At 73.6% G+C, this 16,681-nt stretch carries 12 protein-coding genes; 6 read left to right on the top strand and 6 right to left on the bottom strand.

Translation table 11 applies throughout. From position 1 onward, the window contains the following. Window positions 1–15: 15 nt before the first annotated feature. From CCO02nite_RS10605 to CCO02nite_RS10585, 5 genes are all read right to left on the bottom strand, one after another. On the bottom strand, window positions 16–3,864 hold the full coding sequence (locus CCO02nite_RS10605) for a multifunctional oxoglutarate decarboxylase/oxoglutarate dehydrogenase thiamine pyrophosphate-binding subunit/dihydrolipoyllysine-residue succinyltransferase subunit (protein ID WP_146843114.1): 3,849 nt from the start codon (window positions 3,862–3,864) through the stop codon (window positions 16–18). A gap of 235 nt (window positions 3,865–4,099) precedes the next feature. After that, window positions 4,100–4,912, bottom strand: coding sequence for an ABC transporter permease (locus CCO02nite_RS10600; RefSeq protein WP_146843113.1), 813 nt, complete (start codon window positions 4,910–4,912; stop codon window positions 4,100–4,102). After that, entirely contained in the window at window positions 4,912–5,862 is a 951-nt protein-coding gene (locus CCO02nite_RS10595) for an ATP-binding cassette domain-containing protein (RefSeq protein WP_146843112.1), read from the bottom strand. The genes CCO02nite_RS10600 and CCO02nite_RS10595 overlap by 1 nt, the downstream gene beginning before the upstream one ends. 67 nt (window positions 5,863–5,929) lie before the next feature. Next, a complete protein-coding gene (locus CCO02nite_RS10590) occupies window positions 5,930–7,042 on the bottom strand; it encodes a sensor histidine kinase (RefSeq protein ID WP_146843111.1) in 1,113 nt (370 codons plus the stop codon). A gap of 11 nt (window positions 7,043–7,053) precedes the next feature. Then, window positions 7,054–7,821, bottom strand: coding sequence for a response regulator transcription factor (locus tag CCO02nite_RS10585; RefSeq protein ID WP_146843109.1), 768 nt, complete (start codon window positions 7,819–7,821; stop codon window positions 7,054–7,056). A 171-nt stretch (window positions 7,822–7,992) separates the two neighbouring features. Between CCO02nite_RS10585 and CCO02nite_RS10580 the strand changes: the two genes are divergently transcribed. From CCO02nite_RS10580 to CCO02nite_RS15745, 3 genes are all read left to right on the top strand, one after another. Next, entirely contained in the window at window positions 7,993–9,330 is a 1,338-nt protein-coding gene (locus CCO02nite_RS10580; RefSeq protein WP_146843212.1) for a hemolysin family protein, read from the top strand. Continuing rightward, window positions 9,327–10,370 carry a hemolysin family protein gene (locus tag CCO02nite_RS10575; RefSeq protein WP_146843108.1) on the top strand — a complete coding sequence of 348 codons (1,044 nt, stop codon included), beginning with the start codon at window positions 9,327–9,329 and terminating at the stop codon, window positions 10,368–10,370. The genes CCO02nite_RS10580 and CCO02nite_RS10575 overlap by 4 nt, the downstream gene beginning before the upstream one ends. 369 nt (window positions 10,371–10,739) lie before the next feature. Further along, window positions 10,740–12,359 (top strand): M15 family metallopeptidase, encoded by a 1,620-nt coding sequence (locus CCO02nite_RS15745; RefSeq protein ID WP_186812668.1) that lies wholly within the window; start codon window positions 10,740–10,742, stop codon window positions 12,357–12,359. A gap of 39 nt (window positions 12,360–12,398) precedes the next feature. Here CCO02nite_RS15745 and CCO02nite_RS10560 read toward each other — a convergent pair whose 3' ends face one another. Then, a complete protein-coding gene (locus tag CCO02nite_RS10560; protein ID WP_246117486.1) occupies window positions 12,399–13,367 on the bottom strand; it encodes an aldose 1-epimerase family protein in 969 nt (322 codons plus the stop codon). Between the two features lie 241 nt (window positions 13,368–13,608). Between CCO02nite_RS10560 and CCO02nite_RS10555 the strand changes: the two genes are divergently transcribed. Genes CCO02nite_RS10555 through CCO02nite_RS10545 form a run of 3 tightly spaced genes read left to right on the top strand, consistent with a single transcriptional unit; the run spans window position 13,609 to window position 16,640 of the window. Continuing rightward, entirely contained in the window at window positions 13,609–14,835 is a 1,227-nt protein-coding gene (locus CCO02nite_RS10555) for a TadA family conjugal transfer-associated ATPase (protein WP_146843104.1), read from the top strand. Window positions 14,836–14,838: 3 nt separating this feature from the next. Further along, a complete protein-coding gene (locus CCO02nite_RS10550) occupies window positions 14,839–15,699 on the top strand; it encodes a type II secretion system F family protein (protein ID WP_146843103.1) in 861 nt (286 codons plus the stop codon). Further along, window positions 15,696–16,640: a type II secretion system F family protein gene (locus CCO02nite_RS10545; RefSeq protein WP_146843102.1), complete on the top strand. Its 945-nt coding sequence runs from the start codon at window positions 15,696–15,698 to the stop codon at window positions 16,638–16,640. The genes CCO02nite_RS10550 and CCO02nite_RS10545 overlap by 4 nt, the downstream gene beginning before the upstream one ends. Window positions 16,641–16,681 lie beyond the last annotated feature (41 nt).

The raw sequence follows: 16,681 nt of genomic DNA, 5'->3' as shown, positions 1-16,681 counted from the left end.
CGGTGAGCGCAGCCGTCAGCGGGCGAACGCGCGGTCGATCAGGTCGGCCTGCTGGGCCTGGTGCTTCTTGGCCGTGCCGGTCGCGGGCGAGGCCGACTCGGGCCGCGACTCGACCCGGACCGTCCGCTCGATGAGCTGCGGCAGGTGCAGCGACAGGTACGACCACGGGCCCTGGTTGTGCGGCTCGTCCTGCACCCACACGAGCTCGGCGTCGCCGAACGGCGCGAGCGCCTCGCGCAGCGCGTCCGGGTCGAGCGGGTAGAGCTGCTCGAGCCGCAGGATCGCCGTGCGCTGGTCGCCCGACTGCTCGCGCCGGGCGGCGAGGTCCCAGTAGACCTTGCCCGAGCACAGCAGGACGCGGTCGACCTGTCCGCCGTGCGCGGCCGCGGTCTCGTCGGGAAGGACGGGCCGCCACGTGCCGGACGTGAAGTCCTCCACGGGCGACGAGGCCGCCTTGAGCCGCAGCATCGACTTGGGCGTGAAGACGATCAGCGGCTTGCGGGGGCGTGTGTACGCCTGGCGGCGCAGCAGGTGGAAGTACGACGCGGGCGTCGACGGCTGGGCGATCACCATGTTGTCCTGCGCCGCGAGCTGCAGGAACCGCTCGATGCGCGCCGACGAGTGGTCCGGACCCTGACCCTCGTACCCGTGCGGCAGCAGCAGGACGACCGACGAGCGCTGCGTCCACTTCTGCTCGGCCGCGGAGATGAACTCGTCGATGATCGTCTGCGCGCCGTTGACGAAGTCGCCGAACTGGGCCTCCCACAGCACGAGCGCGTCGGGGCGCTCGACCGAGTAGCCGTACTCGAAGCCCAGGCACGCGTACTCCGAGAGCGACGAGTCGTAGACCCAGAACTTGGCCTGGTCGGCGGACAGGTAGAGCAGCGGAGTCCACTCCGCGCCGGTGTCCCGGTCGTGCAGCACCGCGTGCCGCTGCACGAACGTGCCGCGGCGCGAGTCCTGCCCGGTGAGGCGCACCGGGGTGCCCTCCGCGAGCAGCGAGCCGAACGCGAGCAGCTCGCCGAAGCCCCAGTCGATGCCGCCCTCGCGCGCCATCTGCTCGCGCTTGTGGAGCAGCTGCTGCAGCTTGGGGTGCACCGTGAAGCCGTCCGGCGGTCGCACGTGCGCCTTGCCGATGCGGTCGAGGACCGAGGCGGGCACGGCCGTCTGCCAGCCGACCATGACGCCGGCGTCCTCGAGCTGCGACTCGGGGCGCTCCAGACCGGACACGGCCTCGGCACCCACGGGCGGCGGCGTCCAGCCGTCCTCGCGCGTCTCGGAGAACACGCGCTCGAGCTGCGACTGGTAGTCCCGCAGCGCCTGCTCGGCCTCGTCGATCGTGATGTCGCGACGCGCGACGAGCGTCTCGGTGTACAGCTTGCGTACCGAGCGCTTGGCCTCGATGAGGTTGTACATCAGCGGCTGCGTCATCGACGGGTCGTCGCCCTCGTTGTGCCCGCGACGGCGGTAGCACAGCAGGTCGATCACGACGTCGCGGTCGAACTGCTCGCGGTACTCGAACGCGAGCTCGGCCGCGCGCACGACCGCCTCCGGGTCGTCGCCGTTGACGTGGAAGACCGGCACCTGCAGACCCTTGACGACGTCGGTCGCGTACTGCGACGAGCGCGACGACGACGGGCCCGTGGTGAACCCGACCTGGTTGTTGATGATCACGTGGATCGTGCCGCCGGTGCGGTAGCCGCGCAGCTGCGCGAGGTTGAGCGTCTCGAACACGACACCCTGACCGGCGAACGCCGCGTCGCCGTGGATGAGGATCGGCAGCACCGAGAAGCCGTCCCCGCCCAGGTCGATGCGGTCCTGCTTGGCCCGCACGATGCCCTCGAGCACGGGGTCGACGGCCTCGAGGTGCGACGGGTTCGCGGCGAGGTACACGCGCGTCGTCGCGCCGGACTCCGCGGTGAACATGCCCTCGGTGCCCAGGTGGTACTTCACGTCACCCGAGCCCTGCACGGACTTCGGGTCCGCGTTGCCCTCGAACTCGCTGAACACCTGCGCGTACGACTTGCCGGCGATGTTGACCAGCACGTTGAGCCGGCCACGGTGGGCCATCCCGATGCCGACCTCGTCGAGACCGTTGTTCGCGGCCCGCGACAGGATCGCGTCGAGCAGCGGGATCACGGACTCGCCGCCCTCGAGCGAGAACCGCTTCTGCCCGACGTACTTGGTCTGCAGGAACGTCTCGAACGCCTCGGCGGCGTTGAGCCGGCGCAGGATGCGCAGCTGGTCCTCGCGCGGGGTGCGCGCCCAGCCGGACTCGAGCCGCTCCTGCAGCCAGCGCCGCTGACGCGGGTCCTGCAGGTGCATGTACTCGACACCCGTGGTGCGGCAGTACGAGTCGCGCAGCAGGCCGAGCACGTCACGCAGGGTCGCGCGCGTGCGACCCGTGAAACCACCCGTCGGGAACGTGCGGTCCAGGTCCCACAGCGTCAGGCCGTGGTTCTGGATGTCCAGGTCGGGGTGCTTGCGCTGGCGGTAGGCGAGCGGGTCGGTGTCCGCCATGAGGTGGCCGCGCGAGCGATAGGCGTGGATCAGCTCGGCGATCCGGGCCGGCTTGACCGCCTCGGCGTCCGGGTCCGTCGAGATGTCACGCACCCAGCGCACCGGCTCGTACGGCACGCGCAGCGCCGCGAAGACGCGGTCGTAGAAGCCGTCCTCGCCGAGCAGCTTGGTCGCCATGGAGCGCAGGAAGTCGCCCGACTGGGCGCCCTGGATGATCCGGTGGTCGTACGTGCTCGTGATCGTCAGGACGCGCGAGACGCCCATCTGGTTGAGCCGGTCCTCCGACGTCCCGGCGAACTCCGCGGGGTAGTCCATCGCGCCGACGCCGACGATCGTGCCCTGCCCCTGCATGAGCCGGGGCACCGAGTGCACCGTGCCGATCGTGCCCGGGTTGGTCAGCGAGATCGTCGTGCCCTGGAAGTCCTCGACCGTGAGCTTGCCGGCGCGCGCACGGCGCACGACGTCCTCGTACGCGGACCAGAACTGCGCGAAGTCGAGCGTCTCCGCCTTCTTGATCGACGGCACGAGCAGCTGGCGGGTGCCGTCGGGCTTGGCCAGGTCGATCGCCAGGCCCAGGTTGACGTGTGCGGGCTGCAGCACGCCCGGCTTGCCGTCGACGAGCGTGTACGAGGCGTTCATCGACGGCATCTCGGCCAGCGCCTCGACGAGCGCGAACCCGATGAGGTGCGTGAACGAGACCTTGCCGCCGCGGCCGCGCGACAGGTGGTTGTTGATGACGATGCGGTTGTCGACCATGAGCTTGGCCGGCACGGCGCGCACCGACGTCGCCGTCGGGACCTCGAGCGAGGCCTCCATGTTGGTCACGACGCGCGCGGCGGGACCGCGCAGCTTCTGCACGTCGTCGGCCGAGCCCTCGTCGTCCGGGGTGCTGGCCCGCCGGGCGACCTCCGCATACGGCGCGGTCGCCGGCTGCGCGGTGGCGATCGGCGACGTGAGCGTCGCGGGCTCGCCGCCGGCGGGTGCTGCCGGCGCGGATGCGGGTGCTGCCGGTGCCGGGGCGGAGGTCGAGACAGGCGCGGGTGAAGGAGCCGGTGCGGCGGCGGGGGCGGGCGCGGGGGCGTCGACCGCCGCTGTGCTCGTCGTGCCAGTGCCAGTGCCAGTGCTCGTGCCAGTGCCACTGCTCGTCGTGCCCGTGCTCGTCGCGCCGTTGGTCGTGGCGGGTGCGTCCTGCGTGCCGCCGCCGCGGTATCCCTCGAAGAACTCCCACCACGCGGGGTCGACCGCGTTCCGGTCCTTCAGGTACTGCTCGTACAGCTCGTCCACGAGCCACTCGTTCGCGCCGAAGACGGCGTGCGTCGAGTCGGCCTCAGCCTTCTGGGACACGCGAGGATCGCCCACTTCCGCTGCGGCCGGGGGACCGCGTCGTTGCCGGTTCTGTTGATGACAACACTACGGCCTGAACGGGTCGCGACCGTGCTCGCAAGGGCCTTTCGGCACGCCTGTTCACCCGGTCTCCACGCCTTCGCGTGGCCGGGGTCAAACCCCGGCAACGCGGCCGTACGGCCGGGGCCAAAGGCCGCTCTACGGGGGGTCTGGTCGGCCGCGGCCGGCGCCGGGCTCAGGTCACGTCGCGGCGCAGCGTCGTGAGCCGCCCGACCGTCGCGAGCACGGCGACGTACCCGATCAGCACGAGCAGGCCCTGCCACCACTCGAGCAGGTCGCCGCCGACGCCGGAGGCCGAGTACAGGCTCCCGCCCGAGATCGCCTCGCCGGCCGCGCCGGGCAGGTACGCGGCGAGGTCGGCGCCCCACGACGTCAGGCCGAGCACGAGCCGGATCACCGGCTCGACGAGCTGCGTGAACGCGAGCACGACGACCACGACGGCGACCTGGTTCGTCAGGACGCTGCCCAGCGCGACGCCGACGAGCGCCCACACGGTCAGCGCGAGCGCGGACAACGCGATCGTGCGCCAGGTGCCCGGCTCGCCGAGCATGGTCGGCTCCCCGAGCGCGGCGAGCACGCCACCGCCCGCGAGCACGCACGTGAGCGTCCCGACGAGCCCGAACAGCACGCCGACGGCGCCGCCGGTCGTCAGCTTCGCGGCCAGGACGACCGAGCGGCGCGGCTCGAACAGGTAGGTCGGCGTGATCGTCTGGTGCCGCACCTCCGAGGGATACGACAGGCCCCCGATGAGCAGCGGGAAGACGTAGCCGAGCGAGACCGCGATCGTGTAGACGGACCGCACGACGGCGTCCGGCGTGAGCGGCTCCGCGGGGCCGTCGGTCGCGCCCAGTGCGGCGTCGGCCTGCGTGAGGGCCCACGCCAGCCCGGCGGCGAGCAGCGCCATGTAGCCGGCCATGACGACCAGCAGCAGCCACCACATCCGGGTCGAGGTGATCTTGCGGGTCTCGACGAGCAGGGCGGCGCGCATCAGGCGACCGTCCCGTCCGGCGCCGGGCGGGTCAGCGCCAGGAAGACGTCCTCGAGCGAGCCGTCCTGCCCGCTGAGGTGGTGCAGCACGAGTCCCGCCTCGAACGCGGCCGCGCCGACGGTCGCCGCGTCCTGGTCGAGCACGACGAGGTCGCCGGGCGGAGCCCCTGCGTCGGGGCCGGCGGTGGCCCAGCCCGCCCGGTGCACGAGCGCGTCGAGGCCGGCGTGGTCGGGCGAGGCCACGCGCACGCGCCGCCGCGCGAGGCGGTGCAGGTCGGCGAGCGGTGAGGCGTGCACGAGCCGCCCGTGCGCGACGATCACCACGTCATCGACGGTCTGCTCGACCTCCGGCAGGACGTGGCTCGAGACGAGCACGGTGCGGCCCTGCGCGGCCAGCGACCGCAGGAAGCCGCGCAGCCACGCGATGCCCTCGGGGTCGAGCCCGTTCGCGGGCTCGTCGAGCAGCAGGACGGGCGGGTCGGCGAGCAGCGTCGTCGCGAGCGCGAGCCGCTGCCGCATGCCCAGCGAGAAACCGCCCACGCGGCGGTCGGCGGCCGGGGCGAGGCCGACGAGCTCGAGCACGTCGTCGGCCCGGCGGTCCGGGACGCCCACCTGCGGTGCGTACACGCGCAGGTGGTCGCGTGCGCTGCGGCCGGGATGGAAGCTGGCGGCCTCGAGCGCGGCGCCGACGACGGCCGCCGGCCGCTCGAGCTCGTCGTACCTGCGCCCGCCGATCGTCGCGCCGCCGGAGGTCGGGCGGACCAGCCCGAGCAACGAGCGCAGCGTCGTCGTCTTGCCCGCGCCGTTGGGGCCGAGGAAGCCCGTCACGCGACCCGGGCCGACCTCGAACGAGAGGTCGTCGACCGCACGCACGGCGGTGGTGCCCGAGCCGAAGATCTTCGTCAGGTGGTCGACGCGGACGCTGCGATCTGCCGCTGCGGTGCTGGTCACGGCACCATTCTGGGGGCTGCGGGCGGGAGAGTCACGTGCCGGGTCACGTGCGGGCTCACATGTGGGGTCACGTGCGGGAGAACAGCGGTCGGCCGGGTGCGGGCCGCCCGTAGCCGGGCAGTGTCACGCGCATCGTGCAGCCCTCGGGGACGTCCGCGACCTCGATCGTGCCGCCGTGCAGCTCGACCGCCCACCGCACGATCGCGAGGCCCAGACCCGTGCCCCCGGTCGAGATCTGTCCGGTGGTCGCGGGGGTGTTGCCGCGCACGAACCGCTCGAAGACGTGCGGACGCTGCGCCGCGGAGATCCCCGGCCCGTGGTCGACCACGTCGATGCGCACGTCGCTGCCCACCCGGGTGGCCTCGAGGCGCACCTCGTCGTCCGCGGGGGAGTGCCGGACCGCGTTGTGCAGGAGGTTGGCGACCACCTGGTGCAGACGTTCGGGATCGGCCATCACGACGAGGTCGGGCGGCTCGACGTCCACCGGGAACCGCAGCCGCTTGGCCGCGCCGACCAGGGCGGCGCCGTCGGCGGCCTCGTGCAGGAAGTCGTCGAGCCGCACCTGCGTGATCTCGAGCGGCGCGTCCCCGGCCTCGAGCCGGGACAGGTCCAGCAGGTAGGTCACGAGGCGACCGAGCCGCTCGGTCTGCGCGAGCGCGGCCTCCATGGTCGCGGGGTCGGCCTCGGACACGCCGTCGACGATGTTCTCGAGCTGCGCCTGCAGCGCCGTGACCGGCGTGCGCAGCTCGTGCGAGACGTTCGCGATGAGCTCGCGGCGGAACGTGTCCGCCTGCTGCAGGTCGTCGGCCATGGTGTTGAACGCGCGCGCGAGCTCACCGACCTCGTCGTTGCTCGTCGCGTGCACGCGCTGCGAGTAGTCGCCCGCGGCCATCCGCCGGGCGGCGGCCGTCATCTCGCGCAGCGGCGACGTCATGCCGCGCGCGAGCAGCTGCGTGAGCACGAGCGAGACGACGATGGCCAGCGGGAGCGTCCTCGTCGGGCCCAGGTGCCAGCGCGAGAGCCCGAGCCACGTCGCGAACGACGCGAGCGTGACCGTCGCGGCGACGAGGACGCCCAGCTTGATCTTGATGGACCGGAACCGGTCCAGCGGACGCACGTCCGGCAGCACGACCCGGCGCTCGCCCCGGACGTGCCGGGGGACGGGACCGTGCGCCGACACGTCCGGGCCGCTCAGGACTCGTCGTCCGCGGCGCCGCCGGCCGCGTCGTCCTGCACCGGCTCGAACGCGTACCCGACGCCGTGCACCGTGCGGATGAGGTCGGCGCCCAGCTTGCGGCGCAGCGCCTTGACGTGCGAGTCGACCGTGCGGGTGCCGCTCGCGTCGACCCAGTCCCAGACCTCGGCGAGCAGGCGCTCGCGCGTGAGCACCGTGCGCGGCGTGGTGGCGAGCGCGACGAGCAGGTCGAACTCGGTCGGCGTCAGGTGCACCTGCTCGCCGTGCCGCACGACGCGCCGCTGCGCACGGTCGATCGTCACGTCGCCGATGACGAGCGGCGGCTCGGGCGCGTCCGCGGCGGCGAGCTCGAGCGCGAGCGCGGCGCGCTCGGTGCGGCGCAGCAGCGCCTTGAGGCGTGCGACGAGCTCGCGCATCGAGAACGGCTTGGTCATGTAGTCGTCCGCGCCGACGCCCAGCCCGATCAGCATGTCGGTCTCGTCGTCGCGCGCGGTCAGCATGAGGACGGGGACGGGCCGTTCGGACTGGATGCGACGACAGACCTCGAGCCCGTCGATGCCCGGAAGCATCACGTCGAGCACGACGAGGTCGGGGCGCAGCCGCGACGCCGCGGCGACTCCCGCCAGCCCGTCGCCGACCGCCTCGACCGTCCAGCCCTCGGCCGCGAGCCGGCGGGCGATCGCCTGGGCGATCGCGGGCTCGTCCTCGACGACCAGGACGGTCGTTGCTCCGGCGGGCGTCCGTGCACCGCTCATCGTCGTCATGGGGCCAGACTGGCACAGCCCGCCTATGCTTGGGCGCACCATGAGCAGCTCAAGTCGCTGCCGGCGTCCAGCCCGGGCCGACGAGCCCGGGCCCGACCACGCCGGCCACCTCCTGAACCTGCAGGCGCCCGCCGCGCCGCCTGCCACCGCTGCCCACGGACGGGCGTGCACGTGCTGACCGAGTGGTTGCTCGTCGGCCTCGGAGTGGTGCTGACGCTCGGAACCGCCGTGTTCGTCGCGGGCGAGTTCTCGCTCGTCACGCTCGACCCGGGTGTCGTCGAGAAGCAGATCGTCCCCGACGACCGACGGGGCCACTCCGTGCTGCGCGCACTGCGCGAGCTGTCGACGCAGCTCTCGGGCGCGCAGGTCGGCATCACCGCGACCACGGTCCTGCTCGGCTACACGACGCAGCCGGCCGTGCAGCGCCTGGTCGCGGAGCTGTTCGACGGCGCCCGGCTCTCGGCCACCGCGGTGACCGCGATCGCCGTCGTCCTGGCGGTCGTGCTGGTCAACGGCTTCTCGATGCTCGTCGGCGAGCTCGTGCCCAAGAACTTCGCGATCGCGCGGCCGTGGGAGACCGCGCGTGTGGTCGCGCCGCTGCAGCGCAGGTTCACCACCGCGCTGCGTCCCGTGATCGCGTTCTTCAACGGCTCCGCGAACTGGCTGCTGCGGCGCGTGGGAGTCGAACCGCGCGAGGAGCTGGCCGGTGGCCGATCGCCGCAGGAGCTGGCCGCGCTGGTGCGCCGCTCGGCCGAGGTCGGCACGCTCGACGAGTCGACCGCCACGCTGCTGACCAACTCCCTCGACTTCGGCGGGCTGACCGCGGTCGACGTGATGACGGACCGGCTGCGCATGGTCGCGGTGCGGCGCGAGGACTCGGCGGCCGACGTCGTGGCCCTCGCCCGCCGCACGGGGCACTCACGGTTCCCGGTGATCGGGGACTCGACCGACGACGTCGTCGGGCTCGTGCACCTGCGCCGCGCGATCGGCGTGCCGTACGAGCGGCGCGGCGAGGTGCCCGCCGCCGCACTCATGGACGAGGCCCCGCGCGTGCCCGAGACGGTGCGGCTCGGGCCGCTCCTGGTCGAGCTGCGCTCGCACGGCATGCAGGTCGCTGTCGTCGTCGACGAGTACGGCGGGACCTCGGGCATCGTCACGCTCGAGGACGTCGTCGAGGAGCTCGTCGGTGACGTGGCCGACGAGCACGACCGTCGCCGCTCGCACGCGGCCCGGCAGGCGGACGGCAGCTGGCGCGTCCCCGGTGTCACGCGACCCGACGAGCTGCACGAGGTCACCGGGCTGCGCGTCCCCGACGAGGGGCCCTACGAGACGCTCGGCGGTCTCGTGATGGCCGAGCTCGGCCGGGTGCCCACCGTGGACGACGAGGTCGTGGTCGACGGCGTGCTGCTGCGCGTCGTGCGGATGGCCGGGCGGCGCGTCGAGCAGGTGCACGTCGAGTCGGTCGCGCCCCGGCCGCAGGACACCGAGCCGGACGGGGGACGCGCATGAGCAGCACCGTCGCCCTCGTGGTCGCGATCGCGTTGCTGGCCGCCAACGCGTTCTTCGTCGGCGCCGAGTTCGCGATCATCTCGGCGCGTCGCTCGGCGATCGAGCCGCGCGCGCAGGCGGGGGACCGGCGTGCACGGACGGTGCTGTGGGCGATGGAGCACGTCTCGCTCATGCTCGCGTGCGCGCAGCTCGGCATCACGGTCTGCTCGACGAGCCTCGGCGTGGTCGCCGAACCCGCGATCGCCCACCTCATCGCAGACCCGCTGGAGGCGGTGGGCGTCTCCGAGCAGTGGACGCACCCGATCGCGTTCGTCGTCGCCCTGCTCGTCGTCGTGTACCTGCACGTGGTGCTCGGCGAGATGGTGCCCAAGAACCTGGCCGTGGCCGGGCCCGACCGTGCGGTGCTCGTGCTCGGACCGCCGCTCGTGCTCGTCGCGCGCGGGGTGCGACCGGTCATCCTCGCGCTGAACTGGATCGCGAACCACGTGCTGCGGCTGTTCGGCGTCGAGCCCAAGGACGAGGTCTCCTCCGCGTTCACCGCGCAGGAGGTGCAGTCCATCGTCGAGCGGTCGCAGGCCGAGGGTCTGCTCGACGACGCGCAGGGTCTGCTGGCCGGCGCGATCGAGTTCTCGGACCGCACGGCGGCCGACGTCATGGTCCGTCCGGACGCGCTCGTCACGCTCGGGCCCGGGGTCACGCCCGACGAGGTGGAGCGGCTCGTCACGCGCACCGGCTTCTCCCGGTTCCCGGTGGTCGACGACGCGGGAGCGCCCGTCGGCTACCTGCACCTCAAGGACGTGCTCTACGCGGACGCCGCGACACGTGAGACGCCCGTGCCCGAGTGGCGCGTGCGCGCGCTCGCGGTGGTCGGGCCCGACGACGAGGTGGAGGACGCGCTCGCGGCGATGCAGCGCTCCGGTGCGCACCTCGCGCGCGTCGACGTGGACGGGTCGCCGGTGGGCGTCGTGTTCCTCGAGGACATCCTCGAGGAGCTCGTCGGCGAGGTGCGCGACGCGATGCAGCGGGGGCCGGGCGGCTGACCGCGGCCGACGCCCGTGGGAGCACGAGATCGAGACGTTGGTCCCGGGTCCTGCGGCGTGAGGGATTTCCGGGCTTCGTGCACGGAATCTTCACAGAACGGTGATCGGGCCGCCGCGGCGCCGGTTCGTCCGATCTGTCGGATCCGGAATGTGACGGAGGCCACGTGCGTGGTCGGCGTGTCGTCCGGCGTGTCGGCCGCCACCTGGGTGAACGTCCGACGTTCTGACCCTTGAAGGTGGCTTGCCGTGCCCGACTGGACGATTGTCCAAGGGGGGTTGGATACCTCAGCCGGTGCCGTTATGGTTTCGTGATCGTCCGGCCCGCAGAGCGTTCCGACGCGCGTTCGCGCCGAGGAGGAGGGAGGTGTCGTGGCAGGAGATGCCCCGAAGCCCTCCGCCGACCCGTTCTCCGGCCTGACGCGCCGCGAGCGTCGTGAGGCGGAACGCGCGATCGAGGTCGCCGCCGAGCTCGCCGCGATGCGTGACGCGGCTGCGCGATCCACCGCCACGGCGCCCCGCCTGACGACGACCTCGTCGACGCCCGCGACCCACGTGTCCGCGCAGCCCGGTGCGGTGCGGGCGGGAACGCCGGACTGGGTCAACCGCACCGCGACATCGCCGAGCGCGGCCGCAGCGCGCACCACGGCGCCCCGGACGGTCGCGACGCCGCCCGTGCCGGCTGCGTGGTCGTCGCCCGCAGCTCCGCACGCCGCGAGCCACCCGAGCACCGGCCACGCGAGCACGAGCCACGCGAGCACGAGTCACCCGGGTGCGGGTCATGCGGGTACGAGTCACCCGGGTACGACCCGGCCGAGCGCGCCCCGGTCCGTCACGACCCGGCCCGGCACGAGCAACCCGGCGCCGACGCCGGCGACGCAGCCGCGCGACGTCGTCGGGACCCGACCTGCCGCACCCGCCGTGAGCCGGCCGGTCGCCGCCACGCCGGTCGTCGCCGCTCCGGTCGCTGCCGTTCCGGTCGCTGCTGCTCCGGTCGCTGTCACGCCGGTCGCTGTCACGCCGGTCGTCGAGACAGCGCCCGTCGCCGCGGTGACGGCGTCGTTCGTCGCGTCGGCTCGCGCGAAGGCGCCGACCGCCCCGGTGGGTCTTCCCGCGCAGAAGTCCGAGAACCTCGACTCCGGCGCGATCCCGTTGGCGGCCGACCCGGCGCTGCACCGGCCCGCCCGCGCGAAGGCCGCTGCACCGGCCCGTGAGTCCGTTCCGACGACGTCGGGGGCGCTGTCCCAGCTCGAGGAGCGGATGCGCCCGCACACGCATCGTGGTCGCGTCGTCGTACGGGTCGGGGTGCTCGGCGCGCTCGCGCTGGTGACGCTGGTGGTGCCGCTGAGCAAGGGCGCGGTCGCCGGCGGTCAGGTGCTCTCGGGCGTGACGCTCGAGACGGGTGCGCTGCCGACGACGGTCTCGGCGCTCAGTTCGTTGCCGGACGCGATCGCCCCGCCGCCGTCGCTCGCCGCCGCCGACACCAGCATCCTCGCCGCGCGCGGCACCGACCTGACGAGCCGCAGCGCGGTCCGCGAGGTCCTGCCCGGTTGCGACCCGACCGTGAAGGCGGCCGGCGAGAACGGGCAGCTCGACTCCGGCGACCTGTGCACGCTGTGGGACGGCCACCTGCAGATGCGGGCCGACGCCGCCACGGCGCTCGCCGAGCTCAACCAGGTCTACATCGCGCGGTTCGGCGCGAACATGTGCCTCTCGTCGGGCTATCGCACGCTCGCGCAGCAGTACGCCCTCAAGGCGCAGAAGGGCGGCCTGGCCGCGACGCCGGGCAAGAGCAACCACGGCTGGGGCCTGGCGATCGACTTCTGCAGCTCGATGACGTCGGGCGAACGCTGGACGTGGCTCAAGGAGAACGGGCCCACCTACGGCTTCGTGAACCCGAACTGGGCGCTGTCGGGCGGCTCCGGCCCGCACGAGCCGTGGCACTGGGAGTACATCAAGGGCGTCATGGCCGACGGCGAGTTCTACGGCTGATCGGCCCTCGTCGGGCTGATCGCCCGCCGTGCGCCCGCCTCACTCGAGGCGCAGGCCCCAGACGCACCGGTGCGTCGTCGCAGGCTCGAGCGTGATCAGCAGGTCGCCCGTGCGGAACGCGTCGGCGATGCACGTCATCGGCTCGACCGCGACCCCCCGGCGTTCGATGCGCGGGATCCCGTCACCGGTGCACACCTGCCACGCGGTGAACGTCTCGTCGGCCCACATCGCGACGGTGCGCCCGTCGGGCGCCGAGAACCGTGCCCAGGAGCGACCCTCGTCGTCGAGGACCGGCGCGAGCCACGCGTCGTCGAGCTGGACGCCGCGCAGCGACAGCGGCTCGGCCAGGTCGTAGGGGCCGGCGGGCTCCTCGTCGCCCGTGGGCAGCAGCCGGTCGTCGACCGTGACGTGCCGCGTGACGCCGACCTGCAGCGTGCACTCGTCGACCGCGCCGCCGCCGGGGGACAGCCACGGGTGGAACCCGACGCCGTACGGCGCGGCGCTCGCGCCGAGGTTGGTGGCGGTGGTCGTCACGACGAGCCCGCCGTCGCCCAGCGCGTAGGACACCTCGATCCGCACCGGCCACGGGTACCCCGGCGTCGGCACGATCGTGTGCGCGAGCGTCACGCTCGACGCGTCGGCGGCAACGACCTCGAACCGCGCGAACGACACCAGCCCGTGCAGCGCGGTCCGCCGCTCGCGCTCGGTGAGCGCCACCTCGTGGTGCACGCCCGCGAAGTCGTAGGCCCCCTCGCCGAGCCGGTTGGGCCACGGCGCCAGCACCGCACCCGAGAACGCGGGCGCGAGCGCGCCCTCGTCGAATGGCAGCACGACGTCGCGTCCGCCCACCGTGTACGCGCGCAGCGAGGCGCCGACGGCGGCGACCCAGGCGTGCTGGTCGCCGAGCGCGATCTCGACCTGCGCGCCGGTCGGCAGGTCGTCGCCGGCGCGCTGCGCGGCCCTGGTTGTCGTCGGTGCGCTGAGCGTGCTCTCGGGCGTGCTGTTCACGCTCACACCGTAGTGGCCCCCGCGCCCCACCCCACCCAGACCCGGCCGCGCCGGAGAGCCGGGGACTCGGGTGCCCTGGGCGTTCGTTGGGCCGATCGGGTCCATCCCATCGGGTGAGCGGCGCGTACCGGATGTTCGACCTGTGGACGAAGGGCTCCGCGGTGGGGGCGTTATCCCCTAGTGTGCGCGGACTGACGGCGTCCGAAATGTCGGATGTTGCGGAACGTACGAGGGGGCACCGGTGGACGGCGTCGTGATCCTGGAGCGGGAGGTCCGCGAGCTCATCCGCCGCCGCGGTGTCGACCCGCTGCGGGACCGGTCGGCGATCGCGGCGCTCGTGGACGCGGCGATGGCCGACTACGAGGCGCGGTCGGTCGTCGGGGCCGTGCCGCCGATCGCCGACGAGGCCGCGGCGCACAAGGCGGTGCTCGACGCGGTCGCGGGGTTGGGCCCCCTGCAGCGCTACCTGGACGACCCGGCGATCGAGGAGATCTGGGTCAACTCACCGACCGAGGTGTTCATCGCGCGCGGCGGCGAGGCCGAGCTCACGCCGACGATCCTGACGGCCGACGCGGTCCGCGACCTCGTCGAGCGGATGCTCAAGGTGTCCGGTCGCCGCCTGGACCTGTCGAGCCCGTTCGTCGACGCGACGCTGCCGGGAGGGGAGCGGCTCCACGCCGTCATCCCCGACGTCACGCGCCGCGACTGGTCGGTCAACATCCGCAAGTACGTCGTGCGCGCCGACCACCTCGAGGACCTCGTCGCGCTGGGTTCGTTGCCGCCGGACGCGGCGGCGTTCCTGGCGGCGGCGGTGCGCGCGGGCCTGAACGTGCTGGTCTCGGGCGCGACGCAGGCGGGCAAGACGACCATGCTCAACGCGCTCGCGGGGGCGATCCCGGTGCGGGAGCGGGTCATCACGTGCGAGGAGGTCTTCGAGCTGCGGCTCGCCGCACGGGACTGGGTCGCGATGCAGTGCCGGCAGGCGAACCTCGAGGGCACGGGGGAGATCCCGCTGCGGCGGCTCGTCAAGGAGGCGCTGCGGATGCGCCCGGACCGCATCTTGGTGGGTGAGGTCCGGGAGGCGGAGGCGCTCGACCTGCTGATCGCGCTGAACGCCGGAGTCCCGGCGATGGCGACGCTGCACGCCAACTCCGCGCGTGAGGCGGTGACCAAGCTGTGCACGCTGCCGCTGCTCGCCGGCGAGAACGTGACCGACCGGTTCGTGGTGCCCACCGTGGCGTCGTGCATCGACGTCGTCGTGCACCTCGGTCACGACGCCGGGGGGCGCCGCCGCGTGCGGGAGATCGTGGCCGTGCCGGGCCGCGTCGAGCAGGGGGTCGTCGAGACGGCGGACCTGTACGGCTGGCGCGGCGAGCGGCTCGTGCGTCTCGAGGGGTTCCCGCCGCACGTGGATCGCTTCGCCCGGGTCGGCATCGACGTGGCCGCGCTGCTGCGCGCGCGGGGGTGAGGCGTGGGCGTCGTCGTGGGGTTGCTGCTGGGGGCCGGGCTCGCGTGCGTGTGGTGGTCGTTCTGGCCGAGCGCGGCGGATGCCGGCCGGTCCGGGTCCGCGTGGTCGCAGCGGCTGCAGGACGAGCTGGTCCAGGCGGGGGTGCTCGGGGTGAGTCCGGGCGGGCTGATGCTCGCCTCGGTGCTGCTCGGACTCGCGGTGCTCGTGCTGGGCGCGGCGCTGACGAGGGTCCCGACGATCGCGCTGTTCTTCGCGGTGTTCGCGGCGGTCGCACCCGCCGCGGTGGTGCGGGGGCGTGCTCGTCGGCGGCGGGCCAGGCTGCGACAGCTGTGGCCCGAGGTGGTCGACCACCTGGCCTCGGGGATCCGAGCGGGGCTCTCGTTGCCCGAGTCCGTGGCCCAGATCGGCGAGCGCGGGCCGGTCGAGCTGCGCGCGCCCTTTCGTGCGTTCGGCGAGGACTACCGCGCGACCGGACGGTTCGGCGAGAGCCTCGACGCGCTCAAGGCGCGGCTCGCGGACCCCGTCGCGGACCGGATCGTCGAGGCGTTGCGCCTGACCCGTGACGTCGGTGGCACGGACCTCGGACGACTGCTGCGGACGCTGTCCGGGTTCCTGCGCGACGACGTGCGCACGCGCAACGAGCTCGAGGCGCGGCAGAGCTGGACCGTGTACGCGGCGCGGCTCGCGGTCGCGGCGCCGTGGCTCGTGCTCGCGCTGCTGTCGAGCCGGCCGCAGGCGGCTCGCGCGTACGACTCGGCGGCCGGGTTCGTCGTGCTGCTCACGGGCGCGGCGTGCTCCGCGATCGCCTACGTGCTCATGCTGCGCATCGCGCGGCTGCCCGAGGACCCGCGGGTGCTGCGATGAGCGCCGCACCGAACCCCGTGGTCCTGGGGGCGTGCGCCGGACTGCTCGTCGGCCTGGGGGTCTGGCTCGTGGTCGCGCGGCTGCGCGGCAGGCGCACCACCCTCGACCAACGTCTCGCGCCGTACCTTCGTCCCCGGCGTACGTCGTCGACGTTGCTGCACGTCGCCGACGTACGCGGCCCGTTGGCCGTGCTCGAACGAGTGCTCGCGCCGCTGATGAACGACGGGATGGCGCTCGCGGCGCGCGTCGGCTCCCCGACGGTCGAGCTGCGCCGTCGACTGAGCCGGGCGGGCAGCGCGCGCACCGTCGAGCAGTTCCGCGCCGGGCAGGTGGTCACGGCGTCCCTCGCGACGGCGGGCGGGCTCGCGCTCGCGCTCGTGCTGGCGACGACGCGCGGCACGCGACTGCCGGCGCTCGTCGTGCTCGTGCTGGTGGGCGGCTTCCTCGGGCTCGTCGGGCCGGACTGGCTCCTGTCCAGGCGGGTTCGCGAGCGCGAGACGCGGATCGCCGCGGAGCTACCGACGCTTGCCGAGCTGCTCGCGCTCGCGGTCGGCGCGGGTGAGGGGGTCGTCGGGGCGCTCGAGCGAGTGGTGCGCACCACGCACGGCGAGCTGTCCGGGGAGCTGGCGCGCACCCTGTCCGAGGCCCGGGCCGGGGCGCCGTTGACGACGGCGCTCGACCACCTCGCCGATCGGACCGGCGTGCCCGCGCTCGCGCGGTTCGCCGAGGGTGTCGCGGTCGCGATGGAGCGGGGGTCCCCGCTCGCCGACGTGCTGCGCGCGCAGGCGCAGGACGTGCGCGACGAGGGCCGCCGGGAGCTCATGGAGACCGGCGGACGCAAGGAGGTGCTGATGATGGTCCCGGTGGTCTTCCTGATCCTGCCGGTGACCGTCGTCTTCGCGGTGTTCCCGAGCTCGGTCGTGCTTCAGGTGGGGCTGTGACCGGCACGGAGATGGACGACCGGCCGAGCGGCCGGCACGAC

Origin of the sequence: Cellulomonas composti (genome assembly GCF_007990245.1) — a bacterium.
Lineage (GTDB): Bacteria > Actinomycetota > Actinomycetes > Actinomycetales > Cellulomonadaceae > Cellulomonas > Cellulomonas composti.
Note: the sequence above shows the minus strand (reverse complement) of the source record. Positions and strands in the feature narration are given on the sequence as shown.